Source organism: Kribbella sp. NPDC051952 (assembly GCF_040680855.1).
Classification (GTDB): domain Bacteria; phylum Actinomycetota; class Actinomycetes; order Propionibacteriales; family Kribbellaceae; genus Kribbella.
This window is the reverse complement of the sequence record NZ_JBFAXQ010000007.1, coordinates 91,497-118,243: the sequence shown is the minus strand read 5'-3', so window position 1 is coordinate 118,243 and position 26,747 is coordinate 91,497. Positions and strand designations below refer to the sequence as shown.

The following is a 26,747-nucleotide window of genomic DNA, read 5'->3' as shown; positions in this document are numbered from 1 at the left end:
CTCACCCCACCGACAGAACCTCATACTGAGCGCCATGAGCGGGTGGCAGTGGGTGAAGCTGGTCGGCAACTTCCTCAATCTCTCCACCGTGGCCGGCGCTGCCGTCGGGGTGATCGGGCGGGCGTCGTTCAGCCGGGGGCCTCGGGGGCTGGTGTTCGCCAACGGGTACAAGTTGCGGTTTCCGGTGGCGGGCGCGTTCACGATCGGGAACGTCGTACTGAGCAAGCACCCGCGGTCGTACTTCGACAACCCGGCCCTGGTGCGGCACGAGGAACGACACTCGTGGCAGTACTTCTGGCTGATCGGACTGCCGATGTTGCCGTTCTACGGCGTCGCGGTGGTCATCTCGTTCCTGCTCACCGGCGACCCGGCCTCACGCAACCTGTTCGAGCGGCTGGCCGACCTCAAAGAGGGCGGGTACGTCGAGAGGCCCATTCAGCCGATCGGGAAGACGGTGACGCAGGCGTTCACCGGGCTGCGATCGCGTCCGAAAGGGCCGTGAGTACGGTCACCACGCCGGTCGGGTCGTCGACCACGATGTCGGCCGCGTCGATCAGTTCGGTGGCGTTGGACGAGCGGGTGGCGAGCAGTACGGCGCGGAGCCCGGTCTTGCGATGCTCTTCGATCGCACGGAACGCAGCCAGGTCACCCAGGTCGTCACCGGCGTACAGGATCGACTTGGCGCCGGTGGACTCGAGCAGTCGACGTAAAGCGACGCCCTTGTCGATTCCGGGTGGCCGGAGCTCCAGGACCAGGTTGCCCGGCTCCAGGCGCAGCTCGGTCGACTCAGCCAGCTCGGTCAACGGCGTACGCAGTCGCTCGAACGCACCAGCCGGATCGGCCAGCCGACGGGTGTGCACCGCCAGCGAGCTCTCCTTGTCCTCCACGAACGCATCAGGCACGCCGGCTTCGCTCAACAACTGCGGCAGCCGCGACCGGGCCTCAGCCACGCCAGCCGGCACCGGGTCACTCGTCACCATGCCGGTCGACGCGTCCCACTGCTCCAGCCCGTAGTGCCCGAGTACGACGAGACCGCCGAGCCCGGGGTGACCAGTCACGCCGGTGAGCTCCGTCGCGACCAGGGCGGGGCGGCCCGTGACGATCGCTACCTGTCGGACCGAACGAGCCAGCCGGGCCAATGCGTCCAGCGCCCCCTCGGCCGGACGGGCCATCGCCGGGTCCTCGACGAGCGGCGACAGTACGCCGTCGAAGTCGCTCGAAATGACCGCGGTGGCCGGGTCGGCGACGATCGCCTCCCAGCCGTCGCGACCTGCGTCGGTCTCGATGACCGGAGTGCTCATCCGGTGTAGTCCGAGGTCAGGATCACGGTGAGGCGGTCCTTCTTCATGTTGTCGAGCGCACCCTTGGCCCGGCCCACGCCGATGTCGCGGGCGAGCTGGTTGGCGGCGTCGAGCATGCCCGGCGGGTAGTAGACGGTGCTCTCGGCGATCTTGCCGTGCCAGTTGTCCGGCGAACCGGAGACGGTCCAGCCGGCTTGCCGCGCACGGCCCGCGACCTGGTCGGCCAGACCCTTGCGCGGCGTGTTGTTGTAGACCTCGATCGCCGGCCGCTCAGTCGCCGGAATCGTCTTCGGCCCGGCGGTCGGAGGCTGGGTCGCCGGAGGCTCGGTGGTTGGCTTCGAGCTGGACGCAGAGCTTGGTGCAGTGCTCGGTGCGGTCGTCGGCTGGGACGACGGCGCCGTGGACGGTGGATCGGTCGGCTTCGAGGACGGCTTGGGGATGCTCGCCGCGATGGTCGACGGACCCGACGACGGTTTCTGGCTCTTCGCGCCGGACGGTTCCTCGGCCTCGCTGTTGTGTCCCCGGGTGCCGAACAGCACCAGCAGGCCGGCCACGATCGCGACGACGGCGGCCACAGCGACAAGGGACGAAAGGACCTGACCCCGGTCGCCCTTCGGGCGTTGCATTGTCAGACCTCGATACCCAGCCGGCGTGCGGAACGGGCGCGCTGCCGGGCGGCGCGCAGTCGGCGCAGCCGTTTGACCAGCAACGGGTCGTGGGCGAGGGCCTCAGGTCGGTCGATGAGTGCGTTCAGAACCTGGTAGTACCGCGTGGCCGACATCTGGAACTGGTCGCGGATCGCCTGCTCCTTGGCACCGGCGTACTTCCACCAGTGCCGCTCGAAAGCGAGGATGGCTCCATCACGCTCCGAGAGTCCGGCGACGACTGGCTGCGCAGCTTCGGCGGGGCCGGAAGAGCTGGCGTTGGCGCTGTCCATCTGCTGGTGACTCCTGTGCGGTCGGTGATCGTCCGTCCGCTGCCCACTGTACGTGTTGAACAACAGCGATGTCATTCACCGTGCACCGACACGAACCGTGTCGTTGAGCGGGCAACGGGACCGACGCCACTCTGGCAGGATCAGGGGGTGAGCTCAACTCTTTCCAGCGTGGCGCTGGTGGAAGAGCTGCAGGCCAAGAGCCGTGAGGTGGACCCGCTGGTCAACGCCATCTGCACGCCCAACCCCGCCGCTCTCACTCAGGCCGCCCACCTGGACACGGAACGTGACGAAGGGCGGGTCCGTGGCCCGCTGCACGGCGTACCGATCCTGGTGAAGGACAACATCGACACCGCCGACCTGCCGACCACGGCGGGCTCACTGGCGCTCGCCGATCAGCCACCTCCGCCCAACGACGCCCCACTGGTACGACGACTCCGCGAAGCGGGCTGCATCATCCTGGGCAAGACCAACCTGAGCGAGTGGGCCAACTTCCGCGGCTCGGCGTCCTCCTCCGGCTGGAGCGCGTACGGCGGCCTCACCCGGAACCCGTACGCGCTCAACCGCTCCGCCGGTGGTTCCTCGAGCGGATCAGGCGCTGCGGTCGCCGCAGGGCTCGCCGACTACGCCATCGGCACCGAAACGAACGGTTCGATCGTCTGCCCGGCCGCACTGAACGGCATCGTCGGCCTGAAGCCCACAGTGGGTCTCATCCCGCAGCAAGGCATCGTCCCGATCTCGCACTCGCAGGACACCGCCGGTCCGATGACCAGGACCGTCACCCAGACCGCAGCCCTGCTCTCGGTCATGACCGGCAGCAAGACCGACTACACCGAGCACTGTCGTGGTGAGGACCTCAGCGACGTCCGGATCGGCATACCGCGCGGACCGCTCTGGGGCTACTCGATCGGCCTCGATGAGGTCACCGAACGAGCGCTTGAGATCCTCAGCCGGTGTGGAGCCACCCTGGTCGACCACCTGTCCTTGCCGAGCCCGGGTGGTGACGAGGACCAGCTCCAGGTGCTGTCCCACGAGCTCAAGGTCGACCTGGCGGCGTACCTGTCTACCCGCGCTCCAGGCGGCCCGAAGACGCTGGACGACCTGATCGCCTTCAACGAACAGCATGCGGACCAGGAGCTGCAGTGGTTCGGTCAGGAGCTGTTCGAGCGGGCTGCCGCCACCGAGGGGCTCAGCTCGCCGATCTACGTGGCCGCCCGCCTCACCGCACTACGCGCAGGTCGGGACGGCATCGACAACCTCCTCATCGACAACCAGCTCGACGCTTTGGTCAGTCCGGCGTACTCGCCGGCCTGGGCGATCGACCTGGTCAACGGCGACCACGTGCTCGGCAGCTCGTCCTCGCACGCCGCTCTGGCCGGCTATCCGCTGCTCTCGGTGCCGTCCGGACTGGTCGCCGGACTGCCGGTCGGGATCACGTTCAGTGGCACCGCGCGGAGTGACGCCACGCTCATTCGCTTGGCTCACGCCTTCGAAACCGCGAGAATCAAGGCTGACGGACCGTTCCCGACCCCGGAGTTAACCCAGTGGGTATAGATCGCGTCAAGTGGGGCATCGTTGCTACTGGCAACATCTCGACCCAGTTCACCCGCGACCTGGGGCTCCTCACCGATGACGCGGTCGCCACCGCGGTCTCGTCCCGATCGCAGGAATCGGCCGACCGGTTCGCGGCCGAGTTCGGCATCGAGAACGCGTACGACGACTACCGCCGGCTGATCGACTCCGGCACGGTCGACGTGATCTACATCGGTACGCCGCACCCCCAGCACTACGCGATCGCCCGAACCGCTCTCGAGGCCGGGATCGCCGTCCTCTGCGAGAAGCCGGTCACGCTGACCGCCGCGCAGGCCCGTGACCTGATCGCCGTCGCCACCGAACACAAGACGCTGTTCGCCGAGGCGATGTGGATGCGGACCAACCCGGTCATCCAGGCGTTCTTCCAGGACCTGGACAGCGGTGTGATCGGCGAACCACAGCAAGTGGTCGCGGACTTCGCCTTCCACAAGCCCTCGCTCCCCAACCGCCTGCTCGACCCGGCGCTCGGCGGCGGTTCGCTGATGGACGGCGGCATCTACCCCATGACGTTCGCGTACATGGCGCTGGGCAATCCGGCCGAGGTGAAGGCTGTCGGCTCGCTCAACGACGACGGCATCGACCTCAACGTCGCCATGGCCTGGCGCTACGACTCCGGTGCCGTCGCGGCCCTCACGTGCGGTCTGAAGTCGCAGAACCCGTGGGTGGCCTCCGTCAGCGGTCCGGACGGCAGTCTGCAACTGCCCCACCGCTTCCACCATCCCGAGTACTACGTGCGCAGTACGGCGGCCGGCACCGAGCGGATCGACGTACCGACGCATGGCGTTGGGTACCACTACGAGGCGGCCGAAGTGATGCGTGCACTGCGCAACGACCTGATCGAGGTCCCCGCCCTGCCCCACGCCGCCACGCTGGAGATTCTCGAACTGCTCGACGAGACCCGGAGCCAGATCGGGGTGCGCTACCCCGGTGACGACGACGATCTGAGTGGATGACGCTGATATGCCTGACGGACGCAGTTCCTTCGTAGTGGTGGCCAACCGGCTGCCGGTCGACCGGATCGAGATGCCCGACGGCAGTACGGCGTGGCGCCGCAGTCCAGGCGGACTGGTCACCGCACTTGCCCCGGTGATGCAGAGCCATCACGGCGCGTGGATCGGCTGGACCGGCAGTGCGGACGAGAAGGTCGACCCGTTCGAGGCCGACGGTATGCACCTGGTTCCGGTGATGCTGTCCGCCGAGGACGTTCAGCTGTACTACGAGGGCTTCTCGAACGCGACCCTCTGGCCGCTGTACCACGACGTGATCGTCGCACCGGAGTTCCACCGCGAGTGGTGGGAGTCGTACGTCGCAGTGAACCGCCGGTTCGCGGAAGCCGCTGCTGAGGCCGCCGATGACAACGCGGACGTCTGGGTGCACGACTACCAGCTGCAGCTCGTCCCGGCGATGCTGCGCCGGCTGCGTCCCGACGTACGCATCGGGTTCTTCCTGCACATCCCGTTCCCGCCGACCGAGCTGTTCGCGCAGATGCCGTGGCGCCGGCAGATCCTCGACGGGCTGATGGGTGCGGACCTGGTCGGTTTCCAAAGACCTGGTGCCGCGTCGAACTTCGCCCGCCTGGCCCGCAACCGGATGGGCCTGCGCACCCGCGGCGACCGCATCCACCTGCCCGACGACCGGATCGTCCGGGCCAAGGCCTTCCCGATCTCCATCGACGTCGGCGAGCTCGAGGACCTGGCCAAGCAGCCGGAGACCATCGCCCGCGCCGCCGAGATGCGCCAGGAGGTCGGCAACCCGGCGCACATTCTGCTCGGCGTGGACCGGCTCGACTACACCAAGGGCATCCGGCAGCGGCTGCGTGCGTTCGGTGAGCTCCTGGACGAGGGCCGGGTGTCGGTCGACGACGCCGTCTTCATCCAGGTCGCCACCCCGTCCCGCGAACGCGTCGAGCAGTACCGCGTCCTCCGGGACGAGATCGAGCTGCTGGTCGGCCGGATCAACGGCGAGCACGGCCGGATCGGCACGCCGGCGATCAACTACCTGCACACGACGTACTCGCGGACCGAGATGGCCGCACTGCTCCGGGCCGCCGATGTCGCGGTGGTGACCCCGCTGCGCGACGGCATGAACCTGGTCGCCAAGGAGTACGTCGCCACCCGGTACGACGACACCGGCGCGCTGGTGCTGAGTGAGTTCGCCGGTGCCGCGGACGAGTTCCGGCAGGCGTTCCTGGTGAACCCGCACGACATCAACGGGATGAAGGACACGATCGTCGACGCGATGAACACCGACGACCGTCAGCTCGGTCGCCGGATGAAGGCGATGCGCAAGCACCTCGCCGCGCACGACGTGAACGTGTGGGCGCGGTCGTTCCTCAAGGCACTGCATGACGAAGACTGATGTGCTCGCCCTGGACCTTGGCACGTCCTCGGCGCGCGCACTGGTGTTGTCCGCGGACGACGCCGCCCCCGTCGCCGGCGCCTTGGCCCGGCACAAGATCTCGCCGACCTACGGCAGTGCCGGATCGGCGACACTCGACCTGCACGAGTACGTCGAGGGCCTGCTCGGCTGCCTGGACGAGCTCCAGCAGAACGGTCACCTGGAGAACATCAGCGCGATCGTCCTTTCGTCCCAGTGGCACTCGATCGTTGCCCTAGACAACAAGGGCGACGCACAGACGCCGGTGATCACCTGGGCGGACACGCGGTCGGTCGACCTCGACCTGGGATCGTCGTTCGACGAACACGCCTTCCACGCCCGGACCGGCGCCTGGTTGCACCGGCTCTACTGGACCCGCCGGATCCCGTGGCTGATGTCGGCCGGTAATCCAGCCGGGTTCGCCGGACTGCCCGACCTCGTGCTCGAGCGACTCACCGGCGAGCGCGCCACCTCGGTGTCGATCGCCTCCGGGACCGGGACCCTCGACCTGGCCAGTGGTGAGTACGACGACGAGGCGCTGGAGATCGCCGGAGTCAAAGCCAGTCAGCTGCCGTCTATCGTCCCGACCGGGTGGACCGGGACGTTGTCCGCCGAGTACGGACGCCGCTGGCCCGGGCTGGTCGGCGTACCCGTCCATCCGCCGACGGGCGACGGAGCTGCGTCGAACGTCGGGACCGGCGGGTACGACTCCGGGACCGCAGCGGTGACGGTCGGGACGTCGGCCGCCGTACGGGTGGTGCACCCGATCGACGATGCACCGGAGCTGCCGTGGGAGCTGTGGCGCTACCGGGTCGACGACCAGCGGGCCGTGACCGGGATGGCATTCTCGGCCGCGGGCAACCTGCACGCGTGGCTGACCGGCGTACTGCGGCTGGACTCCGACGAACCGTCCGGCGTACCGATCGGGGACTCGCGGGTGATCGCGATCCCGTTCATGGCCGGGACGCGGCCGCCGGCGACCGTACCGAGCGGGTCCGGGGTGTACTTCGGTCTCTCCTTCGACGACACCGCCTCCGACCTCCTTGCCGCCTCCCTGCAAGGCGCATCCCTGGAGATCGACCGCGGGCTGCGCATGCTCGACGGGCTCTTCGGGCGGCAGTTGGAGGTGGTCCTGGGCGGCGGCGGAATCGATGCCTCCACCTGGTGGCGCCGCTGCCTCACCGCAACCTTCGCCCGACCGACCACGGTCTGCGCCGAAGCCGAGGTAGGCGCCCGCGGCGCAGCGGCCGTAGCCCTCGGCCTCTCCCCTTCACCAGGCGGCGAACACCTCACCCCGATCGACGAGGAGGCGAAGCGTGTCGCAGCCATGCGCCCCCGCTACGAGGCCCTCCGCGAGCTCGCTGTCCAGGCGTCGACCATGACGTCGTAGCCACCCGCTGAGGTTGCATCCGAAGCGACTATTCGAGGAAATTCGAAGGCCGGGTCAAAGACCGGTTCCGGAGGCCAGACTGCGGGCTGACGCCCACCTCTGGAGGATCTCGCCGATGACCTCTCGTCTCGCTCTCACCGCGATCGCCGTGACGGCTCTGGCCGCTCCCGCGGTCCCGGCTGCCGCCGCTCCCGCCACGACTCCAGCCACGACTCCAGCCACTGTGACGGCCACAGTGAGTGCCGCATCGTCACTCGCCTTCGGCGCCTGTCCGGCCGATATCGCCGGGTCGTACCCGGAGCTCACCTGCGCGACGCTGAAAGTGCCGCTGGACTATGCCCACCCGGTCGGCCGGTCCGTCTCGCTGCTGATCACCAAGCGTGCCGCCAACAACCCCGCCAAGCGCCTCGGTTCGCTACTGGTCAACCCAGGTGGCCCCGGCGGCGGTGGCGCGAGCTACGCCGGCAGCCTCACCAAGGCCGACGCCAACGGCGTACGACGGCTCGACCCCGCCGTCCTGGATTCGTACGACGTGATCGGGTTCGACCCGCGCGGGGTCTCGCACAGCGCGCCGATCAGCTGCGTGGATCCGGCGTACTTCGCGCCACCGCAGCCCGACCCCGACAACCCCGCCAACCGGGCCACCTTGTGGAAGAGCTGGAGCGGGTACGCCGACGGCTGCGCGGCCAAGTCCGGCTCGGTACTGCCGTTCCTCGGCACGACGAACGTGGCCCGCGACATGGACACCATCCGCGCGGCGCTCGGCGACCCGAAGCTGAACTACCTCGGCTTCTCCTACGGCACCTACCTCGGCGCGGTCTACGGGCAGCTGTTCCCGCAGAAGGTCGGGCGGATGATCCTGGACGGCAACATCGACCCGACCCCGCAGGACATGTGGTACCAGGCCGGCCTGACCCAGTCGGCAGCTTTGCAGAAACGGCTCGAGAGCTACTTCGGCTGGGTCGCGCAGTACGACTCGGTCTACCACCTGGGCAGCACGGTCGCGCAGGTCCGGGCTGCATGGAACAAGACACTCACCGACTTCCGCACTACGCCGCACGGTGTGGTCGGCGGCAGTGAGCTGCTCGGCACGGCGTACGCCGTGATGTTCTCCGAGACCTACTGGATCCCGTTCGCCGAGGCGATCAGCGCGTACGCCGTTGCTGGTGACGACACCGAACTTGTCGATTTCTCCACGCCGGACACGAGTGCAGGCACCGAGCACGCCAACGCGATCTTCAACGCTGTGATCTGCGTGGACTCGACCTGGTCGCGGGACCGGGCGACGTACGAGCGCGACGCCGCACGGGTCGCGCAGGTCTCGCAGTTCGCCTGGTACAACATCTGGACGAGCGGCAGCCCGTGCCAGAACTGGCCGATCAGCAGCCCTGGCCGGGTGAAGATCACCGGGGCGGGACTGCCCGGGGTCCTGATGTTCAACACGATCGGCGACCCGGCCACGCCGTACGAAGGCGCCTTGAAGATGCATCAGTCCCTGCCCACCTCGGTGCTGGTGACCGAGAAGGACTCCGGCAAGCACTGCGTCTTCGCGAACCCGCAGGCCGCGGCCAACCCGGCGGCCAACGCCATCGGTACCAAGTACCTGCTGACGGGCGAACTGCCTGCCGGTGACACGACCGTGCCGGGGCACGCGCTGCCGGTCCCGACGAAGACCGTCAAGGTCGCGGCTCTGCCCCTCGCTCAGACACGCGCCGCCGAATAGCCCCCAGGTCAGCCCCGCCGAGCCGTTCGGCGGGGCTGACCCACGGCAGGGTGACGGTTGCCACTGACACTGCCGGGCCGGACCTGGATGATGACCGCCATGTGGCGTGAGTTGATGAAGTCCAAGGTGCACCGGGCGACGGTGACGCAGGCCGATCTCGACTATGTGGGGTCGTGCACGCTCGACGCCGACCTGATGGACGCGGCCGATCTGCTGGCCGGCGAGAAGGTGGACATCGTCGACATCACGAACGGGAACCGGTTGTCGACGTACCTGATCGAAGGGCCGCGGGGATCCGGGGTGGTCGGGATCAACGGGGCCGCGGCGCACCTCATTCACCCTGGCGATCTGGTCATCCTGATCGCCTATGGGATGTTCGACACCGTTGAGGCGAAGGGCTTCGTTCCGAGCGTAGTCTTCGTGGACGAGCAGAATGCGATCACCCGCATCGGCTCGGACCCCGCCGAAGCGCTGCCGGACTCCGGCACGCTCCGCGGTGACCAACTGCACACGCGCTGAGACGAGGACTGGTCGAGGATGACGGACACGACCGAGAGCAGCACGCCGAAGACGGCCTCTCACGACAACGAGCCGAACCCGAAACTGCGGGCGTTCATGAACTCGGGGTGGGCCGACTCCGAGCGACAGGACGTGACGCTGAGCGATGTCGGGGTGTGGGCGGCGAAGCGGCGGGATGCCCTGTCGCAGGCGTTCCCCGGCGAGCGGCTGGTGATCCCGGCCGGCACCTACAAGGTCCGCTCGAACGACACCGACTACGTCTTCCGGCCGCACACCGACTACGTCTGGCTGGCCGGCGACCAGACCTCCGACGCGGTCCTCGTGCTCGAGCCGAACGGCACCAGCGGCCACGACTCGGTCCTCTACTTCCGCCCTCGCTCCGATCGCAGCGAGGGCGAGGAGTTCTGGCGCGACCGGATGTACGGCGAACTCTGGGCCGGTCGGCGTCCGTCGCTGACGGAGACGTCCAAGGAGTTCGGCATCGAGACGCGGCACGTCGACCAACTCGCCGACGCGCTGAAGGGCGACGTACCGACCCGGGTACGGCGCGACGAGGACGAGTCGATCGCCTCCCTGCTGAGCGGCGCTCGCACCGATGACCTGAAGGACAACGAGCTGGCCAGCACGCTGTCCGAGCTGCGCCTGGTCAAGGACGCGTTCGAGCTCGAGCAGCTCCGGGACGCGGTCGCGATCACCCACCGCGGCTTCTCCGATGTCCTCGCCGAGATGGACCAGGTCCGCAAGTACGGCGAGCGCTGGATCGAGGGCACGTTCTGGCGCCGGGCCCGGGCCGAGGGGAACGACGTCGGCTACAGCTCGATCGCCGCGGCCGGACCGCACGCGACCACGCTGCACTGGATCGAGAACGACGGCCCGGTCGTCGACGGCACGCTGATGCTGCTCGACATGGGCGTGGAGAACCGCCGGCTCTACACCGCCGACATCACTCGCACGCTGCCGGTGAGCGGCGAGTTCACCCCGCGCCAGCGCGACCTGTACCAGCTCGTCCTGGACGCGCAGAACGCCGGGATCGCCGCGCTCAAGCCTGGCGTGACGTTCCGGGCCGGGCACGACGCCGCGATGGAGGTCATCGTCCACGGCCTCGACGCGATGGAGCTGCTCCCGGTCACCGCCGAGGAGGCGCTCGACCCGGAGAGCATGCTCTACCAGCGCTACACCCTGCACGGCGTCAGCCACATGCTCGGCCTCGACGTCCACGACTGTGCGGCCGCCCGCGCCGAGATGTACCGCAAGGGCCCGCTTGAGACCGGCTACATCCTCACCGTCGAGCCCGGCCTCTACTTCCAGTCCGACGACCTCACCGTCCCCGAGGACCTCCGCGGCATCGGCATCCGGATCGAAGACGACATCCTGATCACCGACACCGGCGCCGAGAACCTCTCCGAAGCCATGCCCCGCACCGTAGACGCCATCCAGAACTGGATGGCCTCCTAAATCCAGCGTTTGCCCCCGGGTTGTCGCCCGCCGTTCGCGTGTCGCCCAACCCGGGGCCCTGTCACACCCTGTACAAAGGTGGCGGCCCCGCAAAGGTATGAGCTTGCGGGGCCTTTGCTATGTGGTTGCGAGGTGTTGCAGGGCTTTTGCGTAGCGGCGGGCGGTGTAGTGCTGGGCTTTGCGGCTGGCGGGTCCGCCGAGGCGGGTGTACCAGGTGGCGGCGCGGCTGTAGGCGAGGACGGTGAAGTAGATGCCGTCGGGCTCGCGGGAGACCACGAAGGACTCCTCACCGGCGGCCGGGTGACCTTCGAGGGTGCCGTACGCGAAGCCGATCCGGTCCGGCTCGTCGACGGTCCAGACGACGCGGCACGGGACCGGTAGGCCCAGAGAGCCCAGTGGCGACAGCGTGCGGAGGCGGCCGATCAGCACGCCGGCGCCGAGGCGGCCAAGCGTGTTGGTGCCGATCGCCGGGGGCGTGTCGGTCGCGGTCATCGGCAAGCCGGCAGCCCGGTGCATGCGCCAGTTCAGCAGCGCCTGACCGGCCCGGGCGAACACCTCACTCCCGGCGCCGATCCGGGTCCGGTACTCGAGTCGGTGGTAGCCCGGCGGCGTCTCGTCGTACCGGGTCGAGCCGATCGCGTCGTACCCGAACCGCAGCCCGGACAGATCCTCCAGCTTCATCGAACCCCTTCCAACAGTCGCCTCCAGGCCAGTACCCCGCACAACGCAAACCCCACCGCATTGGCCACCCCGTGCGTCCCCACCATCCACCCCAACGGCAGGTACGGCGTGTCCACGACATGCCCCAACGCCCAACTGAGCGCCAACAGCATCGTCACCACCAGCACCGACGCCGAGACCACCAGAAGAACCGCAGTGGTCCGGTCTGCCTGTTGTGACCGGCGCCAGAGGTTCCACCCGACCAGCCACATCCCTGCGGTCAGCACGGCGGCACCCGCCAGCTCAACAGGGTCACCGAGGAAGAAGCCGAGCAGTACGACGCCTGTGCCCAGCGGAACGCTGATCGCGGCCGCAGTGGTCACCGGAGTCGGCACGTCACCCACCAGGTAGGCGATCAGCGCAGCCGAGAAGCCGGCGAAGTGGAAGTGGGCGACGGTCAGCGAGAGGACCGTGAGGCTGAAGCCGAACAGTTCGTACGACGACCGCTCGGCAACCAGAGCGAGTCCGGCGATGGCCGGCGTACCGAGCGCGGTGTAGAGCGCGATCTCCCGCGGCCGGATCGTCTTGTGCCGCAGGAAGTGACGGGCCGCCAAGGTGATCAGGACCAGGGTGCCGACGAAGTAGACCGACGCCAACGTGATCGACACCGCACCACGCGGCAGCCAGAGCGACACCACGCCGGGCACAGCGAACGCGAACCACCAGCGGGTGCTGGTGGTTCGCGTTGGCAGCAGGGTGAGCCCGAGCGGTACGACGACCAGCATCCCCAGGCTGACCACCGCATGGACGAGGTGGATCAACTGCTCTTCAGACCGCTGGTGTTGTCCGCCCTGAGAGCGTCGAAGATCGCCTTCGCCTTCTTGGTGTCCCACTTCACCGCGACACCCCGGCCGCGACTCAGCTGGTAGCTGTCATCGGCGATCGGGACGGTCAGGGTGACGCCACTGCTGCCGGAGACCGCTCGCATCCCCCGGGCGAACCCGATGAAGTCGAACAGGCTCATCTCCTTGTCCACGGTCAGCGCGTCGACGCCCTTGGTGGCGACGTTGTAGTAGCGGATCGGGTTCAGGAACGTCGACGGCGAACTGGCCTTCTTCGCCACCGCGCCGACCATCGCGCGCTGCCGCTCCACCCGGCCGAAGTCGTTGTTGCCGTCGGCGTGCCGGGACCGCACGTACCCGAGCGCGTTCACGCCGTCGAGGTCCTGGCAGCCGGCCGGCAGGTCGATGTGCGCATCCTTGTCCTTCATTGCCTTGGGCAAGCACATGTTGATCCCGCCGATACTGTCGATGACCGAGGCGAAACCGCCGAAGCCGACCTCGACGTAGTGGTCGATCCGCAGGCCGGTGTTGTTCTCGATGGTCTGGATCAGCAGCGCCGGGCCCTTGTTGAAGGCGGCGTTGATCTTCTGCTTGCCCTCGGTGCCCGGGATGTCCACAGCACTGTCCCGCGGGATGCTGAGCAGCACCGTCGGGCCGGACGACGGCACGTGCATGATCATGATCGAGTCGGTCCGGGCCGGGCCCTTGTCCGAGCCGGTGTGCAACCGCGCCTTCTCGGCCCGGCTGAGGTCTTCACGAGCATCCGAGCCGACCATCAGGTACGTCGTACCCGAGGTCTCGGCCGGCCGTTGACCGGTCGGCATCGCCTCGATCTTGTCGATCCGGCTCCACGCGTACAGCGGGACCACGATCAGCATGAGGATGAACAGCAGGACGATCAGTCCGACAATCCTCAGGAACCAGTTCCGCCGCTTCTTGGGGCGGCGGACCGGCGGTCGCCGGGTGCCGGCCCGCGGGTCGATGGGCTGCGCTTCACTCATACCCACGACCGTATCGGTGACCGGTGCCTGTGCACGTCACCCCAGTGAATGGTTTTACACGTCGGAAAGTAGATACCGCCTCCTTCAGAAGGAGGAAATCGGGCCCGAGACCGAACCAAACCGCCCGAACGCGCGCGGCGAAACCCCAACCCGGGCAGTAAACAAGCGGGTGAAGTAGGCCGGATCGTCGTACCCGACCCGCCGGGCGACCGCTGCGACGGACAGGTCCTCCTCGGCCAGCAGACTCTTTGCAGTGTTGAGTCTTGTGGTCAAGACCAGTTCCTGCGGCGTCGAGCCGGTCGTACGGCGCACTGCCTCGCGCAACTCCTTCACCGTCAGCCCCAGCTCCGCCGCGTACTCCTGCACGCTCAGCGGAGTACACGCGAGCTCTGCCAGCTGCGCGGCCACGCTGTCCGGTTGGGAGGGCGCTGCCTGCGCGATGAGGTCGTACAGCGCAGCAACGGTCTGTACGGCGTTGCGCGTCGTACAGACCCGTAAGAGCCGAGCGAAAGCGCGATCCACCGGCCGTGGGTCGGCGTATCGCTGGACTGGTCGGTTGAGGTCGAGATGGCCCAGTGTGGTGAGCGCTGTGGTGGCGGGTCCGCTGAACAGCGTCCAGTACTGACGCCAGCGGGTAGTGGGGCGATAGCCGTGCAGAACGCCGGGGTAGAGCCATAGCATGGCCGGCGCTCGCACTTCGTGTAGTTGGCGATCTGGCCCGTGCAGTAGGTGGCCGCGGCCCTCCTTGAGCCAGACCAGGGCGTGGCATCCGAGCGCTCGCTCCGGCGCCGGACCGCTCTCCTGCTCACCGGCTCCCAGGCAGAAGAGTCCAAGTTCTCGCTCGGCCGCACCAGGGGTCAGGTAGATCGACCAGTTCGCCATGGTGACAAGAGTCCAATAAGTCGATCCCGCGTGTCCATTCCGCCGGCCACACTCGCCGGTTGGAATGGGAGGGTGCTTACCTCCAACGGATACGTGCTGGACGAACGGCGGCTCGGGGAGCTCATCCCTGTGCCTGCCGCTGAGCGTGAGGATCGGACTCGGCTGCGCGCTCGGCTACAGCGGGACGGGTACCTGTTCCTGACCGGCTTGCTGGATCCCGTGACGGTCCAGGGCTTCCGCGAGTACTACTTCGGGCTCACCGGCTCCGCTACCGACAGAGCGTCGTACCGGCAGGTGCTTTTCGGCCGGATCGTGCCGGGAGCGGAGTACGCCGCGTTCTGCACACAGCCGGCCCTCAAGGGGTGGTTCGAGTGGTTCCTCGGTGGGGATCCGTTCCTGCACAGGCGGAAGATCATCCGCCAGACCGCACCGGGCGAGAACGGCATCGGTACGGCGACGCAAGCGCACTACGACCTGCTGTACCTCAGAGGCGGCAGTGATCAGGTGCTGTCGGCCTGGATCCCACTCGGGGACTGTCCGGTCAGCCGAGGCGGTCTGACCTACCTGGACCGCAGCCACCACCGGGTGCTCGCGGAGGAGGCGGCAGGACGGCTCAAACGGCCGGCCGCGTCTCTGACCGCGGACCTGCCCGGACTGGCCGAGGAGTACGACGCCAACTGGCTGGTCACCGACTACGCGGCCGGGGATGTGGTCATCCACACCGCCCACACGATCCACGCGGCCCTCGACAACGTGTCGACCGAGATGCGGCTCTCGACCGACATCCGGTACCAGCGTGCGGACGACGCCATCGACGCGCGCTGGCAGTCGGACTGGCACGATCAGGACGGACTCTGATCGACGGTCGTCCGGGCGGCAAAGTTCCCGTCCCGCCGGGGTTGACCGGAATGCGGATGCTTCTCGCTAACGACAATCATTTCGGTTAAGGTGCCGCTCGGAAGGTTTTCGCCGAGTCCGAAACCGAGTCTGAGGAGAGCCGTGAACCGCAACGAGTTGGTCGCCGAGGTGGCGCAGAAGGCGGGCATCCCGCGGAACCAGGCCGAGAAGGTTCTCGACGCCCTGGGCGACGTCGTCACCGAAGCCGTGCACAAGGGCAACAAGGTCTCGCTGACCGGCCTGCTGAGCATCGAGCGGGTGCTGCGCGCACCGCGCACCGGCCGCAACCCGCAGACCGGCGAGCCGCTGTCGATCCCGGCCGGCTACTCCGTCCGCCTGTCCTGCGGCAGCCGGCTGAAGGCCGCCGCACGCGGCGACCTTCGCACGGTTGGCAGCACCGTTGGCAGCACGGTTGGCAGCACCGTCGGCAGCTAGCTCCCGCTAGTACTTGGCCGACTGGAACCGGATGTGGTCGCACTGACCGTCGTTGACGGAGTGCTTCACGATGGACGGTGATTGCGCCGGCTTCGGATCGGCGGCGGCTGCCGAGGTAGTGACGCCGCCGAGCAGGAGAACCGGCAGGCCGAGCACAGCGATGATGCGACGTTTGTTCATTTGTGCCTCCAATCCGAAGGTACGCCCGGAAACCGCTCAGCGCCTCACGGCGGTGACCCAGTACGGCGTGGTGGGTTCCGGCGGCGTGGTGAAGCGAGCGTTCGGCAGGTAGAGCCGGTTCCCGAACGCCGCCGCGGTTGTCGGTACGTCGAAGTCCGTACTGGTGATCGTCCGGACCACAGTGCCCTTGCTGCCCGACTTGTTCAGCGTGATGACCGCGATCTGGTTCAGGCGGTTCTGCACGACGTACAGGGTGCGGCCGATCAGCAGCAGTCCGTCGCCGGCCGTCATCAGCGCGTCGCCGATGTCGACCCGCTGGGTCACACCGGTTTGTGGGTCAACGCGGAACAGGAAGCCGGTCGCCGACTGCACGATGATCAGTCCGCGGCCGTCGGGGGTGAGCGAGATGCCGTTCGCGTTGTTGACGCCTGCGACGTGCTGGTAGTCACCGCTCAACGGGAGTGTCTGGGCGGTCGCGGGCAGGCTGCCGTGGCGGCCGAACGGGACCTTGTAGAGCACCGGCTGCTGCGAGTCGGTGAAGTAGGCCGCGTCCTTGCCGAGGATCACGTCGTTGACGAACGTCGGAGGCGAGGTGGTGAAGGTGTAGCTCTTCAGGACCTCGCCGGTGCGGGTGTCGATCACCCGGCCGTTGCCACCACCCGCACCGGCGACGAACAGCCGGCCGTAGCGGTCGATCTTCATGCCGAGCGAGCCGGTGCCCGGCCCTGGGCTGATCACCTTGCCGCGGCCCGACTTCAGGTCGGCGGCGTAGATGTCTCCGGTCGCGCGGGAGCCGAAGTACGCCGTACCTCGGGCGATCGCGATGCCCTCCGGCTGGAAGCCGTTCGGGAGCTCGATCCGGGTGGGGAACTTGGTCGTTGCCGGTGCGGCGGTTGCCGTTGTACTCACCAGGCCCAGCATCAGTGCGGGCACGCTGACCAGCGTGGCGAGCCGGCGGACGAGGTGTGACATGGGCGGGTCCTCCTGATCCGTGGTCGTTGACTCGGGTCTTGTCCAGGAGAACGGGACAGCCCTGTGGATAGTTCAAAACGGCGCCCGGCGACCGGGTATGTTCGCTGACAGCAACTCGACACGGGACAAGGGGCAGGGATGACAGCAGGAATCGACACTTCAAGTCTGTCCGCGACGGTGCGGCCGCAGGACGACCTGTACCGGTACGCGAACGGGCCGTGGCTGGCCGAGCACGAGATTCCGGCGGACAAGTCCATCCACGGCGCGTTCCACGAACTACGGGACGGCGCCGAGCAGGACAGCCGCGCGATCGTCGAGAAAGCCGTCGCCGCCGGGCACCCCGAGGGCTCCGAGCCACGCAAGATCGCCGATCTGTACAGCAGCTTCATGGACGAGGAGACGATCGAGCGTCTCGGCGTCGAGCCGATCGCCGACCAGTTGGCCCTGGTCGGAGGGATCACGGACGTCTCCGGCCTGGTCTCCGCGCTCGGTCAGCTCGAACTGCAGGGTGTCCCCGGTGTCTTCCACTACTGGGTCGACGCCGACGCGAAGAAGTCCGACGAGAACATCGTCTACCTGATGCAGGGCGGCCTGAGCCTGCCCGACGAGTCCTACTACCGCGAGGACAGCTTCGCCGACGTGCGGACGGCGTACGTCGCCCACGTCACGCGGATGCTCGAGCTGGCCGGCCTGCCGGATCCGGCCGGTGCCGCGGAGCGGATCATGGAGCTGGAGACTCGGGTCGCCGGCGCGCACTGGGACCGGGTGAAGAGCCGCGACGTCCAGCAGACCTACAACAAGCAGGACCGGGCCGGGCTGGAAGGGCTGACTCCGGGCCTGGATTGGACCGTCTGGCTGGAGGGTGCCGGCGTACCGGCGAGTGCGTTCGAGCAGGTCGTCGTCCGCGAGCCCGACTTCCTCACCGCGGCCGCGACCGCGTTCCAAGAGGTGGAGCTGGACCGGTGGAAGGAGTGGCTGAGCTGGCGGGTCGTGCACAGTGCTGCGCCGCTGCTGAGCCGGGCTTTCGTCGACGAGAACTTCAGCTTCTACGGCAAGACGCTGACCGGTGCGCCCGAGCTGCGCGAGCGGTGGAAGCGCGCGGTCGGGACGGTCGAGTCGGCGCTGGGCGAGGCGCTCGGCAAGCTGTACGTCGCCGAGCACTTCCCGCCCGCCGCCAAGGCCCGGATGGTCGATCTGGTGAACAACCTGGTCGAGGCCTACCGGCAGCGGATCGACGCGCTGGACTGGATGGGACCGGACACCCGGCAGCGGGCGCTCGAGAAGCTCGGCACCTTCGTGCCGAAGATCGGGTACCCGGACGAGTGGCGGGACTACGACGCGCTCGAGATCGACCCGACCGACCTGTTCGGCAACGTTCGCCGCTCCGTCGCGGTCGAGACGGCGCGGGACCTGGCCAAGCTGGGGCAGCCGGTCGACCGCAACGAGTGGAAGATGACGCCGCAGACGGTCAACGCGTACTACAACCCGCGGATGAACGAGATCGTCTTCCCCGCCGGCATCCTGCAGCCGCCGTTCTTCGACCTGGATGTCGACGACGCGGTCAACTATGGCGCCATCGGTGCCGTGATCGGGCATGAGATCGGCCACGGGTTCGACGACCAGGGCTCGCGGTACGACGGCGACGGCAACCTGAAGGACTGGTGGACCGACGAGGACCGGACAGCCTTCGAGCAGCGCACCGACAAGCTCGTCGCGCAGTACGACGCGCTCTCGCCGGCCGAGGTCCCGGATCAGCACGTGAACGGCAAGCTCACCCTCGGCGAGAACATCGGCGACCTGGGCGGCCTGTCGATCGCGTACGTCGCCTACCAGTTGGCCCTCGACGGCGCCGAGGCTCCGGTGATCGACGGCCTGACCGGTAGCGAGCGCTTCTTCATCGCCTGGGCCCGCGCCTGGTCCACCAAGACGCGCCCCGAGGAGGCCGCCCGCCGCCTGGCGATCGACCCGCACTCCCCGCCCGAGTTCCGCTGCTCCGCAGTGGCCAAGAACATCGACGCCTTCCACCAAACCTTCAACACCACCGACAAAGACGGCATGTGGCTCGCCCCGGAGGACCGCGTCCGGATCTGGTGAATCAGCTGAGTACGACGTACCTCCGCAGCCCGCGGAGGTGCGTCGTACGAGCCCCGGGTGCGCGGGTCGGCGGGGTGCTGCGAAACTGTGGCGGGTGAGCCCGAAGACGTTGACGGATCTGGTTGCCCAGGACTGGGCGGAAGCGCTGGCACCGGTCGAGGACACGGTGTCGAAGATGGGTGAGTTCCTGCGTGCGGAGATCGCGGCGGGGCGGGCTTATCTGCCGGCGGGTGAGAACGTGTTGCGGGCGTTCAGGAGTCCGCTCGAGCAAGTGAAGGTGCTCGTGGTCGGCCAGGATCCGTACCCGACACCGGGGCACCCGGTCGGGCTGAGCTTCTCGGTGGCGCCGGATGTCCGGCCGATCCCGCGGAGCCTGGCCAACATCTACCGCGAGCTGATGGCGGACGTCGGCGTACCCGCTCCTTCGAACGGCGACCTGACGCCGTGGGCCGAGCAGGGCGTGCTCATGCTGAACAGAGTCCTCACCGTGCAGCCCGGCAAGTCCGGAGCACACCGCGGCAAGGGCTGGGAGACCGTCACCGAGCAGGCGATCCACGCACTCGTGAACCGCGGCGGCCCACTGGTCGCGATCCTCTGGGGCCGCGACGCCCAGACCCTCAAGCCCATGCTCGGAAGTACGCCGTACGTCGAGAGCGCGCACCCGAGTCCGATGTCCGCGGACCGCGGCTTCTTCGGCTCCCGCCCGTTCAGCCGCGTCAACGCGCTCCTGGTCGAGCAAGGCGCAACCCCCGTCGATTGGCGCCTCCCCTAGTGTCCTGAGTCGACTAGGGCACTCTGAGGTGCATGACCCGATTCACGATCGATGCACCCACTCTTCTGCACCTGGTGGACGGTGACCTGACCGTCGATCCGGCCCACCAACTCGTCGCCCCCAGCTCGATCCGGTCGGAGGCCCTCGAGCGGATGCTGAGTGACGTCCGCGCCGGCAATCGGACCGAGAAGGACGCCCGCCAGAGGCACACCCAGATGACCGAGCTGAAGATCCGCGTGCTCGGGGACCGGATGTCGCGGTGGACCGCCTGGAAGATCGCCCGCGAAATGGACTGGGACACCCTCCGGGACGCCGAGTACCTGGCCGTCACCAAACTCCAGGCCGACGCGCTCGTCAGCGTCGACCCGGAGCTCGTCGCCAAGGCCGACGGCGTCGTACCCACTGCTCCCCTGGAGGATCTCCTTCAGGCGTGAAGGGAAATTTGTTCGAATGATCCATTGCAGGATCGTTCAACAATCTCCTATGGTGGCCGGAATATCGCATACCGTCCCCGGGAGGAACCATGTGGGTTCTGCTCGCCATCGCGGTGGTCGTCGTCGGGTTCGCACTCCGGCTGAACTCGATGCTGGTCGTCACCGCGGCCGGAATCGTGGCCGGCCTGATCGGCGGCCTGTCACCGGTCAAGATCCTGAACGCCTTCGGTGACGGCTTCGCGGGGAGCCGCTCCGTCACCGTCTTCATCGTCACGCTGCCCGTGATCGGGCTGATCGAGCGCTACGGCCTGCAGCATCAGGCCCGCAAGCTGATCGGGAAGCTGAAGGTCGTCACCACCGGCCGCCTGCTGGCCATCTACCTGCTGATCCGCCAAGGTACGGCGGCTCTCGGCCTGACCAGCATCGGTGGTCCGGCCCAGGCGGTCCGGCCGCTGATCCATCCGATGGCCGCCGGCGCCGCGGAGCGCAAGTACGGCAAGCTGCCGGAGAAACTGCAGGAGAAGATCAAGGGCTTCGCCGCCAGCGCCGACACGGTCGGGCTGTTCTTCGGTGAAGACATCTTCGTCGCGATCGGCTCGATCCTGCTGATCACCGGCTTCGTCGACACGACGTACGGCCTGCACCTCGAGGCGATCGACATCGCCGTCTGGGCCATCCCGACCGGTATCTGCGCGCTGCTCATCCACGGCGCCCGGCTGCTGCTGCTCGATCGCCAACTCGACAAGCTGGCCGAGCAGGCCGAGGCCGGCAGCGACAGCGAGGAGGTGGCCCGATGATCAAGGTCGAGTGGTTCTACTGGCTCTGCGGCGCCTTCTTCCTGCTGATCGCGCTGCAGGTGATCAACGACCGCAGCAACCCGAAGCGGATCGGCAGCGCCGCGTTCTGGGGCATCCTTGGCCTCTCGTTCGGCTACGGCACCTACGTGGTGAACAAGCAGGCGCCGTCCTGGCTGCTCGGTATCGCGGTGATCGGCCTGGCCGTCCTGGCCGGCGCCGGCTTCCCCGGGCGGGGCAAGGAGAACACCACGAGCCCCGAGGAGCGCGCGCGCTTCGCGGACCGGTTCGGCAACAAGCTCTTCCTGCCCGCACTGGTGATCCCGGTCGTGGCCGCGATCTTCGGCGCGTGGCTCGCCAAGGTGAAGCTCGGCGACGGGAAGCTCCTGCTCCAGTCCGGCTCGGCGACCATCATCGGTCTCGGCGTCGCATCTCTGCTCGCACTGGCTGTCGGGATGGCACTCCTCAAACCCCGCTCACCGGCGGTCCCGTTGCACGAAGGACGGCGACTGCTCGAGCACATCGGCTGGACGGCGATCCTGCCGCAGATGCTGGCCACGCTCGGCCTGCTGTTCAACGCGTCCGGCGTCGGCAAGGCCGTCGGCCGGGTCACCGATCATCTGATCCCGAAGGGGTCGCTGATCGCCGCGGTCGCGCTGTACTGCATCGGCATGGCGGTCTTCACGATCATCATGGGCAACGCGTTCGCCGCGTTCCCGGTGATGACGGCCGCGGTCGGCTGGCCGCTGCTGGTGCAGCAGTTCGACGGTACGCCGGCGGTCGTGTTCGCGATCGGCATGCTGGCCGGCTTCTGCGGCACCCTCTGTACGCCGATGGCCGCGAACTTCAACCTGGTCCCAGCAGCACTCCTGGAGATGAAGGACCAGTACGGACCGATCAAGGCCCAGATCCCGACCGCGATCCCGCTGCTGGGCTGCAACATCGCCCTGATGTACGTCTTCGCCTTCTAATCGAGGAGATTCATGAAGTACGCCGCTGCCTGGGCCGATATCGCGTGCAAGGTACTCGAGACGACGTACCCCTATGGGGCCTCGCACGCGTCGCACGATGCGAACGACGTGGACGTGACGCCGGATCGCCTGCATCCGACGTTCCACGGTTCGTACGACTGGCACTCCAGCGCGCACATGCAGTGGTCCCTGGTCCGGTTGCTCACCCTGGCACCGGACCAGGTCGGGCCTCGTCCGGCGGAGGTCCTCGACGGACGCCTGACCCCGGAGGCGATCGCGACGGAGGCGGCGTACCTGCGGGAGCGTCCGTCGTACGAGCGCCCGTACGGCTGGGCCTGGGCGGCGATGCTCGTCGCCGCCGCACCTAAGTTGCCCGAGGCAAAGAACTGGGCGGATGCGCTCCAACCGCTCGGCGACGTCATCGCCGACCTCGTCCTCGAGTGGCTGCCCCGCCAGGCCTACCCGGTCCGCCACGGCGTCCACCTCAACAGCGCCTTCGCCCTCGCACTCCTCAGCGAGGCGTACGACGACCTCGGCCGGCCGGACGTGGTCGACGCGATCAAGCGTCGCGCGATCGAGTGGTACGGCGACGACACGGGCTACGACACCCGGTTCGAACCGTCCGGCACCGATTTCCTGTCACCGGCCTTGTCGGAGGCGGAGCTGATGCGTCGCGTGCTCCCGGCCGACGAGTTCGCGACCTGGCTGACCGCGTTCCTGCCTGGCCTGGGCACCGACAACCACCAGCACCTGCTGGAGGTTCCCATCACCGACGACTCCGGCGACGGCCAGCTCGCCCACCTCTCCGGGCTGGCGCTCTCACGAGCCTGGCAGCTCCGCACGATCGCTCCAGCCCTGCCCGACGTCGCGGAGACGCTCAAAGCCGGTGCCGACCGTCAGGTTGACGCCGTACTGCCGACTGTGACCGACGGAGACTTCATGTCGACACATTGGCTGGTGTCGTTCGCCCTCCTGGCTGATCAGGCGTAGCCATCCCGGACCAGCTCCGCCAGAGCTGCGCATAACGCCCACCGGTCGCCAGCAACGACTCGTGCGTCCCCGACTCGACCACCCGCCCGTGGTCGAGTACGACGATCCGATCCGCCTGCTGTGCCTGCGTCAACCGGTGCGCGACGACCAGCGTCGTACGTCCCTCGGTCGCAGCGATGCTGGCCCGCTCCAGCTCACGTGCACCCGCACTGCCGGCCTCGGCGGTCGCCTCATCCAGTACGGCGATCGGCGGGTCGGCGAGCACCAGTCGAGCGAAAGCGACCTGCTGTGACTGCGCACCGGTCAGCTGATGACCGTTCTCCCCGACTACAGTCGCCGGGCCGTCCGGCAGCGCACGTACCCAGGCCAGCGCACCTACCCGCTCCAACGCACTCTCCACCTCCGCATCGGACGCGTCGGGCCGAGCCAGTCGTACGTCGTCCGCGAGCGGCCCGGAGAACACGTGGACCTCCTGACTCAGCAGAGCGACCTGCGCCCGGGTCCGGTCCTCACCGAGCGCACTGACATCCACTCCGCCCAGCCTGACCACACCACCGGTCGGAGCGAGCACACCGGCCGCGATCGCAGCCAGCGTGGTCTTTCCAGCCCCACTGGCGCCGACCAACGCAACCCGCTCGCCCGGCTCGAACCGCAGCGACACCCTAGTCAGCACCTCGGGACCGTCGTACGAATGACTGATCTCCTCCAGCTCCAGAGCGGAGTCCGCCGGACCGGGACCCGCAGCCGGCTCGGCGATCGGCTCGATCTCCAGTACGCCGGCCAACCGGGCAAGCCCCGCACCAGCGGTCTGGATCTGGTCGAACTCCATCAGTACGACGTTGACCGGGTTGAACAACCGGTGGAAGTACAACGCGGCGGCCGTCACCGCACCGACGCTCACCGAGTCCGCGCGGACCAGGAAGAAGCCGGTCACCAGGATCGAGGTCAGCCCGAGGAACTCGGCGTGGTTGATCCGCATCGAGAAGAAGCTGAACAGCTTGAACACGTGGATCGAGATGTCCCGCGCCCGGCCCGAGGTGACACTGATCTTCTCCAACTGCCGGTCTTCCAACCGGTAGGCCCGAACCGTCGCACTACCTCGCAGCGACGCGATGATCGCCTCGGACCGCTCGCCCAGTGCCACCCGCTCCTCGCGGTAGTAAGGCGCCGAACGCCGCAAGTACCACCGCAAGGCCGCTATATGTATCGGCAACGCGAGCAGCCCGGCCAGACCGAGCCGCCAGTCCAGCGCGAACATGCCGGCCACAGTCAGCAGGATGGTCAGCATCGCGCCGAGCACAGCCGGCCCGACCTCGGTCAGCGCAGCAGCGACCGAAGCGACGTCGTCACCCACTCGGGAGAGCAGGTCGCCCATCCGCACCTTCTCCAGCACCGGGGCCGGCAACTGCAGCACCCGGTCGAGCACCTTCTCCCGGATCCGCGCCAGCACGGTCTCACCGACGCGCGCGACCAGCGTCACCCCAAGAGCAGTCAGTACGCCGGACAGCACCGCAGCCAGCCCGATGAACAGCACGACCTTGACGACGGCCGAGTTGTCCGCACCGCCCGCGACGTCGTCCACGAGCACTCCGAGCGCCCACGGAGCGACCAGACCGGCCGCACTCGCGCCAGTGATGACCACGGCGGCGACCACCGACAACAGCGGCTGCCGGCGGATCTCTTGCCACAACACGGCCCACGTCGCGCGCGGACCGGCGATCGGTAGCAGGTTCATCGCAGTACCGCCTCCTGGTACACGGAGTCGGACTCGGCCAGCTCGGCGTGGATGCCCTCGGCAACCACCGACCCGTCCGCGATGACGACCACCCGGTCCATCTTGCCGAGCAACGCCGGGCTGCTGGTCAGGACGAGAGTCGTGAGCCCGGCACGCTCCTCGGCCAGTCCCTCCGCCAACAACTCCTCCGTCACCGCGTCAACCGCCGTACTCGGATCGTGCAGCACGAGCACCGGTGGCGCAGCGAGCAGCGCGCGGGCCAGACCGAGCCGTTGACGTTGCCCACCGGACAGGGACTGACCGCGGTCCGCCAACGGACGGTCGAGCTCTTCGATCAGGTCTGCCGCGCCTGCCGAGGTCATTACCCGGTCCAGCGATGGCGAGTCGACGAGCAGGTTGCTCCGCAGCGTCCCCTCGAACAAGTCCGTCTCGTGCCGCTCCAGCAGGACAGTTCGTCGTACGACGTCAATGTCGAGCTCGTCCATCGGCGTACCGCCAACCCGCAGTACTCCGGTGTGCTCGGGCGCGCGACCGGACACCACAGTCAGCAACGCGTCGGCGTCCCGCGGGTCGTAGCAGAGCACACCGACCGACTCATCCGGCCGAAGTGTCAGATCCACTGCGGACAGGGACTTGTAGGACACCCCGTCCAGCTCCAGCAGCGGCTTCGAGGGGTCCAGGGTTGTATCGGTGCCGCTGGCAATGAGTGGCGGAGCAGACAGCACAGCGGCCAATCGCTTGGCGGATGCGCGGGAGGTGGCGAAGATCTGGCTCGCGTACCCGAGTGTTCCGACCGGCTCCGCGACGAACTGCGCCAACCCGACCACGGTGATCAGTTCGCCGATCGTGATCCGCCCGTTCAACGCGAACCAGCCGGAGACGCCGGCCACAGCAGCAAGCAGCAGGCCACTCAGTGCGGTCGTCACACCGTCCTGCAGCCCAGCCGTCGAGGCCGCGCGCAGTGTTGCCCGCAGTGTGGTCTGGCTGGACCGCCGATACCGCGCCGCCGCGTTGTGCTGCGCCCCGATCCCCCGCAACGTCCGCAGTCCGCCAACCAGGTCAGTCGCCAGCGCGGTCGTCTGCGCAACCGCCTCCTGCTGGCTTGAGGTACGACGCGTCAGCAGCGGCGACAACGCCTGAATCCCCAACACCAGCAGCGGTACGCCGATCAGCACCCCAAGCCCGAGTGGTACGTCGACCAGCAGCAGCGACACCGAGGACACGATCAGGGCCGTGCATGCAGCACACCCGATCGAAACGCCCCGCATCACCAGTGCGGTCCGTTCTGCGTCGGAGGTTGCGATCGACAACAGCTCGCCGGACCGCAGCCCAGTGCGCTGACCGCGTGGCTCCAGCACCCGCTGTGCGACCTCGAGCCGGAGCAGGTGCGTCTCGTACTCGATCGCCCGCACCACCTGCCGCGCACCGGTCTTCCAAGCGTTCGACAGGACGGCGAACAGCACGATCATCATCAGCACACACCACAACAGCGGCTGCACCTTGCCCGTGGCCACAGCCCGGTCCACGAAGATGCCGATCGCCACCGGCACCGCCGCCTCGGTCGCCTGGTGCAGCGAGAGCACCAGCACCCCCGCGATCATCCGGCCCCGATGCCGTCGGACCGCCCGCCTCAACAGTTCCCCAGGTGACATAGTTAGGTGAGCCTAACTCACCTGGCAGCACCAGACCGGGGCGGTGGGGCGGGGAAGGTATCAGCATTGACACTCCGGTCAGTCCGCCGTACGGTCACGCGTTAATAGTAAACTTTCCTAACAGTTCATCGGCTCAGCGAGCCGA

The 26,747-nt window shown here is 68.0% G+C and carries 27 protein-coding genes; 16 read left to right on the top strand and 11 right to left on the bottom strand.

The features are described from left to right. Positions 1 to 34 precede the first annotated feature (34 nt). Positions 35 to 502 (top strand): hypothetical protein, encoded by a 468-nt coding sequence (locus AB0L70_RS15655; RefSeq protein WP_363684342.1) that lies wholly within the window; start codon positions 35 to 37, stop codon positions 500 to 502. Here the strand turns inward: AB0L70_RS15655 and otsB are convergent. Genes otsB through AB0L70_RS15640 form a run of 3 tightly spaced genes read right to left on the bottom strand, consistent with a single transcriptional unit; the run spans position 468 to position 2,238 of the window. Next, a complete protein-coding gene (gene otsB / locus AB0L70_RS15650) occupies positions 468 to 1,301 on the bottom strand; it encodes a trehalose-phosphatase (protein WP_363684340.1) in 834 nt (277 codons plus the stop codon). The two genes, AB0L70_RS15655 and otsB, sit on opposite strands and share 35 nt — an antisense overlap. Continuing rightward, a complete protein-coding gene (locus AB0L70_RS15645; RefSeq protein WP_363684338.1) occupies positions 1,298 to 1,927 on the bottom strand; it encodes a LytR C-terminal domain-containing protein in 630 nt (209 codons plus the stop codon). Before AB0L70_RS15645 ends, otsB begins: the two co-directional genes overlap by 4 nt. Before the next feature lie 2 nt (positions 1,928 to 1,929). Further along, positions 1,930 to 2,238, bottom strand: a complete 309-nt coding sequence (locus AB0L70_RS15640) for a DUF3263 domain-containing protein (protein ID WP_363684336.1) — start codon at positions 2,236 to 2,238, stop codon at positions 1,930 to 1,932. Between the two features lie 147 nt (positions 2,239 to 2,385). On the opposite strand from AB0L70_RS15640, the gene AB0L70_RS15635 reads away from it, so the two are divergent. The 7 genes from AB0L70_RS15635 to AB0L70_RS15605 all read left to right on the top strand — a co-directional run bounded on the left by AB0L70_RS15635 (position 2,386) and on the right by AB0L70_RS15605 (position 11,291). After that, the gene (locus AB0L70_RS15635; RefSeq protein ID WP_363684334.1) at positions 2,386 to 3,789 is read left to right on the top strand and encodes an amidase; all 1,404 of its coding nucleotides are present in this window, start codon (positions 2,386 to 2,388) and stop codon (positions 3,787 to 3,789) included. Next, positions 3,780 to 4,781 (top strand): Gfo/Idh/MocA family oxidoreductase, encoded by a 1,002-nt coding sequence (locus AB0L70_RS15630; protein WP_363684332.1) that lies wholly within the window; start codon positions 3,780 to 3,782, stop codon positions 4,779 to 4,781. Before AB0L70_RS15635 ends, AB0L70_RS15630 begins: the two co-directional genes overlap by 10 nt. A gap of 7 nt (positions 4,782 to 4,788) precedes the next feature. Next, on the top strand, positions 4,789 to 6,186 hold the full coding sequence (locus AB0L70_RS15625) for a trehalose-6-phosphate synthase (protein WP_363684330.1): 1,398 nt from the start codon (positions 4,789 to 4,791) through the stop codon (positions 6,184 to 6,186). After that, complete coding sequence (locus AB0L70_RS15620) at positions 6,173 to 7,594, top strand: FGGY family carbohydrate kinase (RefSeq protein ID WP_363684328.1); 1,422 nt, start codon at positions 6,173 to 6,175, stop codon at positions 7,592 to 7,594. Before AB0L70_RS15625 ends, AB0L70_RS15620 begins: the two co-directional genes overlap by 14 nt. Positions 7,595 to 7,709: 115 nt before the next feature. Continuing rightward, positions 7,710 to 9,317 carry an alpha/beta fold hydrolase gene (locus AB0L70_RS15615; RefSeq protein WP_363684326.1) on the top strand — a complete coding sequence of 536 codons (1,608 nt, stop codon included), beginning with the start codon at positions 7,710 to 7,712 and terminating at the stop codon, positions 9,315 to 9,317. Between the two features lie 99 nt (positions 9,318 to 9,416). Continuing rightward, the gene (gene panD / locus AB0L70_RS15610; protein WP_363684774.1) at positions 9,417 to 9,836 is read left to right on the top strand and encodes an aspartate 1-decarboxylase; all 420 of its coding nucleotides are present in this window, start codon (positions 9,417 to 9,419) and stop codon (positions 9,834 to 9,836) included. An 18-nt stretch (positions 9,837 to 9,854) separates the two neighbouring features. Beyond that, positions 9,855 to 11,291: an aminopeptidase P family protein gene (locus AB0L70_RS15605; RefSeq protein WP_363684324.1), complete on the top strand. Its 1,437-nt coding sequence runs from the start codon at positions 9,855 to 9,857 to the stop codon at positions 11,289 to 11,291. A 117-nt stretch (positions 11,292 to 11,408) separates the two neighbouring features. Here AB0L70_RS15605 and AB0L70_RS15600 read toward each other — a convergent pair whose 3' ends face one another. From AB0L70_RS15600 to AB0L70_RS15585, 4 genes are all read right to left on the bottom strand, one after another. Continuing rightward, positions 11,409 to 11,972 (bottom strand): DUF1990 domain-containing protein, encoded by a 564-nt coding sequence (locus AB0L70_RS15600; protein ID WP_363684322.1) that lies wholly within the window; start codon positions 11,970 to 11,972, stop codon positions 11,409 to 11,411. Next, entirely contained in the window at positions 11,969 to 12,772 is an 804-nt protein-coding gene (locus AB0L70_RS15595; RefSeq protein WP_363684320.1) for a YndJ family protein, read from the bottom strand. The genes AB0L70_RS15600 and AB0L70_RS15595 overlap by 4 nt, the downstream gene beginning before the upstream one ends. After that, positions 12,769 to 13,794 (bottom strand): LCP family protein, encoded by a 1,026-nt coding sequence (locus tag AB0L70_RS15590; RefSeq protein WP_363684318.1) that lies wholly within the window; start codon positions 13,792 to 13,794, stop codon positions 12,769 to 12,771. Before AB0L70_RS15590 ends, AB0L70_RS15595 begins: the two co-directional genes overlap by 4 nt. 84 nt (positions 13,795 to 13,878) lie before the next feature. Further along, positions 13,879 to 14,676 carry an AraC family transcriptional regulator gene (locus AB0L70_RS15585; RefSeq protein ID WP_363684316.1) on the bottom strand — a complete coding sequence of 266 codons (798 nt, stop codon included), beginning with the start codon at positions 14,674 to 14,676 and terminating at the stop codon, positions 13,879 to 13,881. Positions 14,677 to 14,748: 72 nt separating this feature from the next. On the opposite strand from AB0L70_RS15585, the gene AB0L70_RS15580 reads away from it, so the two are divergent. Both AB0L70_RS15580 and AB0L70_RS15575 read left to right on the top strand, forming a co-directional pair. Then, positions 14,749 to 15,534, top strand: a complete 786-nt coding sequence (locus AB0L70_RS15580; protein ID WP_363684314.1) for a phytanoyl-CoA dioxygenase family protein — start codon at positions 14,749 to 14,751, stop codon at positions 15,532 to 15,534. 141 nt (positions 15,535 to 15,675) lie between these two features. Then, positions 15,676 to 16,008, top strand: a complete 333-nt coding sequence (locus AB0L70_RS15575) for an HU family DNA-binding protein (RefSeq protein WP_363684312.1) — start codon at positions 15,676 to 15,678, stop codon at positions 16,006 to 16,008. Between the two features lie 6 nt (positions 16,009 to 16,014). On the opposite strand, the gene AB0L70_RS15570 is transcribed toward AB0L70_RS15575, so the two are convergent. Further along, positions 16,015 to 16,188, bottom strand: coding sequence for a hypothetical protein (locus AB0L70_RS15570; protein ID WP_363684310.1), 174 nt, complete (start codon positions 16,186 to 16,188; stop codon positions 16,015 to 16,017). A 36-nt stretch (positions 16,189 to 16,224) separates the two neighbouring features. Next, on the bottom strand, positions 16,225 to 17,160 hold the full coding sequence (locus AB0L70_RS15565; RefSeq protein WP_363684308.1) for a superoxide dismutase: 936 nt from the start codon (positions 17,158 to 17,160) through the stop codon (positions 16,225 to 16,227). Positions 17,161 to 17,298: 138 nt separating this feature from the next. Here AB0L70_RS15565 and AB0L70_RS15560 point away from each other — a divergent pair, with 138 nt between their 5' ends. The 6 genes from AB0L70_RS15560 to AB0L70_RS15535 all read left to right on the top strand — a co-directional run bounded on the left by AB0L70_RS15560 (position 17,299) and on the right by AB0L70_RS15535 (position 23,215). Next, positions 17,299 to 19,254 carry a M13-type metalloendopeptidase gene (locus tag AB0L70_RS15560; RefSeq protein ID WP_363684306.1) on the top strand — a complete coding sequence of 652 codons (1,956 nt, stop codon included), beginning with the start codon at positions 17,299 to 17,301 and terminating at the stop codon, positions 19,252 to 19,254. Positions 19,255 to 19,348: 94 nt separating this feature from the next. After that, positions 19,349 to 20,026 carry a uracil-DNA glycosylase gene (locus AB0L70_RS15555; RefSeq protein WP_363684304.1) on the top strand — a complete coding sequence of 226 codons (678 nt, stop codon included), beginning with the start codon at positions 19,349 to 19,351 and terminating at the stop codon, positions 20,024 to 20,026. 32 nt (positions 20,027 to 20,058) lie between these two features. Continuing rightward, on the top strand, positions 20,059 to 20,460 hold the full coding sequence (locus tag AB0L70_RS15550) for a hypothetical protein (RefSeq protein WP_363684303.1): 402 nt from the start codon (positions 20,059 to 20,061) through the stop codon (positions 20,458 to 20,460). Positions 20,461 to 20,549: 89 nt separating this feature from the next. Continuing rightward, the gene (locus AB0L70_RS15545; protein ID WP_363684301.1) at positions 20,550 to 21,257 is read left to right on the top strand and encodes a DUF969 domain-containing protein; all 708 of its coding nucleotides are present in this window, start codon (positions 20,550 to 20,552) and stop codon (positions 21,255 to 21,257) included. After that, positions 21,254 to 22,225 carry a DUF979 domain-containing protein gene (locus AB0L70_RS15540; RefSeq protein ID WP_363684299.1) on the top strand — a complete coding sequence of 324 codons (972 nt, stop codon included), beginning with the start codon at positions 21,254 to 21,256 and terminating at the stop codon, positions 22,223 to 22,225. The genes AB0L70_RS15545 and AB0L70_RS15540 overlap by 4 nt, the downstream gene beginning before the upstream one ends. 12 nt (positions 22,226 to 22,237) lie before the next feature. Next, entirely contained in the window at positions 22,238 to 23,215 is a 978-nt protein-coding gene (locus AB0L70_RS15535) for a DUF2891 family protein (protein WP_363684297.1), read from the top strand. Here the strand turns inward: AB0L70_RS15535 and AB0L70_RS15530 are convergent. Both AB0L70_RS15530 and AB0L70_RS15525 read right to left on the bottom strand, forming a co-directional pair. Then, positions 23,163 to 24,950: an ABC transporter ATP-binding protein gene (locus AB0L70_RS15530; RefSeq protein ID WP_363684295.1), complete on the bottom strand. Its 1,788-nt coding sequence runs from the start codon at positions 24,948 to 24,950 to the stop codon at positions 23,163 to 23,165. The two genes, AB0L70_RS15535 and AB0L70_RS15530, sit on opposite strands and share 53 nt — an antisense overlap. Next, the gene (locus AB0L70_RS15525; protein ID WP_363684293.1) at positions 24,947 to 26,551 is read right to left on the bottom strand and encodes an ABC transporter ATP-binding protein; all 1,605 of its coding nucleotides are present in this window, start codon (positions 26,549 to 26,551) and stop codon (positions 24,947 to 24,949) included. Before AB0L70_RS15525 ends, AB0L70_RS15530 begins: the two co-directional genes overlap by 4 nt. Positions 26,552 to 26,747: the final 196 nt, after the last annotated feature.

What these genes read in the sequence shown, in the direction of transcription:
- AB0L70_RS15655 (WP_363684342.1), top strand. Translation starts at nt 35, where the DNA reads ATGAGCGGGTGGCAGTGGGTGAAGCTGGTCGGCAACTTCCTCAATCTC.
- otsB (WP_363684340.1), bottom strand. Translation starts at nt 1,301, where the DNA reads ATGAGCACTCCGGTCATCGAGACCGACGCAGGTCGCGACGGCTGGGAG.
- AB0L70_RS15645 (WP_363684338.1), bottom strand. Translation starts at nt 1,927, where the DNA reads ATGCAACGCCCGAAGGGCGACCGGGGTCAGGTCCTTTCGTCCCTTGTC.
- AB0L70_RS15640 (WP_363684336.1), bottom strand. Translation starts at nt 2,238, where the DNA reads ATGGACAGCGCCAACGCCAGCTCTTCCGGCCCCGCCGAAGCTGCGCAG.
- AB0L70_RS15625 (WP_363684330.1), top strand. Translation starts at nt 4,789, where the DNA reads ATGCCTGACGGACGCAGTTCCTTCGTAGTGGTGGCCAACCGGCTGCCG.
- AB0L70_RS15620 (WP_363684328.1), top strand. Translation starts at nt 6,173, where the DNA reads ATGACGAAGACTGATGTGCTCGCCCTGGACCTTGGCACGTCCTCGGCG.
- AB0L70_RS15615 (WP_363684326.1), top strand. Translation starts at nt 7,710, where the DNA reads ATGACCTCTCGTCTCGCTCTCACCGCGATCGCCGTGACGGCTCTGGCC.
- panD (WP_363684774.1), top strand. Translation starts at nt 9,417, where the DNA reads ATGTGGCGTGAGTTGATGAAGTCCAAGGTGCACCGGGCGACGGTGACG.
- AB0L70_RS15605 (WP_363684324.1), top strand. Translation starts at nt 9,855, where the DNA reads ATGACGGACACGACCGAGAGCAGCACGCCGAAGACGGCCTCTCACGAC.
- AB0L70_RS15600 (WP_363684322.1), bottom strand. Translation starts at nt 11,972, where the DNA reads ATGAAGCTGGAGGATCTGTCCGGGCTGCGGTTCGGGTACGACGCGATC.
- AB0L70_RS15590 (WP_363684318.1), bottom strand. Translation starts at nt 13,794, where the DNA reads ATGAGTGAAGCGCAGCCCATCGACCCGCGGGCCGGCACCCGGCGACCG.
- AB0L70_RS15585 (WP_363684316.1), bottom strand. Translation starts at nt 14,676, where the DNA reads ATGGCGAACTGGTCGATCTACCTGACCCCTGGTGCGGCCGAGCGAGAA.
- AB0L70_RS15570 (WP_363684310.1), bottom strand. Translation starts at nt 16,188, where the DNA reads ATGAACAAACGTCGCATCATCGCTGTGCTCGGCCTGCCGGTTCTCCTG.
- AB0L70_RS15565 (WP_363684308.1), bottom strand. Translation starts at nt 17,160, where the DNA reads ATGTCACACCTCGTCCGCCGGCTCGCCACGCTGGTCAGCGTGCCCGCA.
- AB0L70_RS15560 (WP_363684306.1), top strand. Translation starts at nt 17,299, where the DNA reads ATGACAGCAGGAATCGACACTTCAAGTCTGTCCGCGACGGTGCGGCCG.
- AB0L70_RS15550 (WP_363684303.1), top strand. Translation starts at nt 20,059, where the DNA reads ATGACCCGATTCACGATCGATGCACCCACTCTTCTGCACCTGGTGGAC.
- AB0L70_RS15545 (WP_363684301.1), top strand. Translation starts at nt 20,550, where the DNA reads ATGTGGGTTCTGCTCGCCATCGCGGTGGTCGTCGTCGGGTTCGCACTC.
- AB0L70_RS15540 (WP_363684299.1), top strand. Translation starts at nt 21,254, where the DNA reads ATGATCAAGGTCGAGTGGTTCTACTGGCTCTGCGGCGCCTTCTTCCTG.
- AB0L70_RS15535 (WP_363684297.1), top strand. Translation starts at nt 22,238, where the DNA reads ATGAAGTACGCCGCTGCCTGGGCCGATATCGCGTGCAAGGTACTCGAG.
- AB0L70_RS15530 (WP_363684295.1), bottom strand. Translation starts at nt 24,950, where the DNA reads ATGAACCTGCTACCGATCGCCGGTCCGCGCGCGACGTGGGCCGTGTTG.
- AB0L70_RS15525 (WP_363684293.1), bottom strand. Translation starts at nt 26,551, where the DNA reads ATGATCGCGGGGGTGCTGGTGCTCTCGCTGCACCAGGCGACCGAGGCG.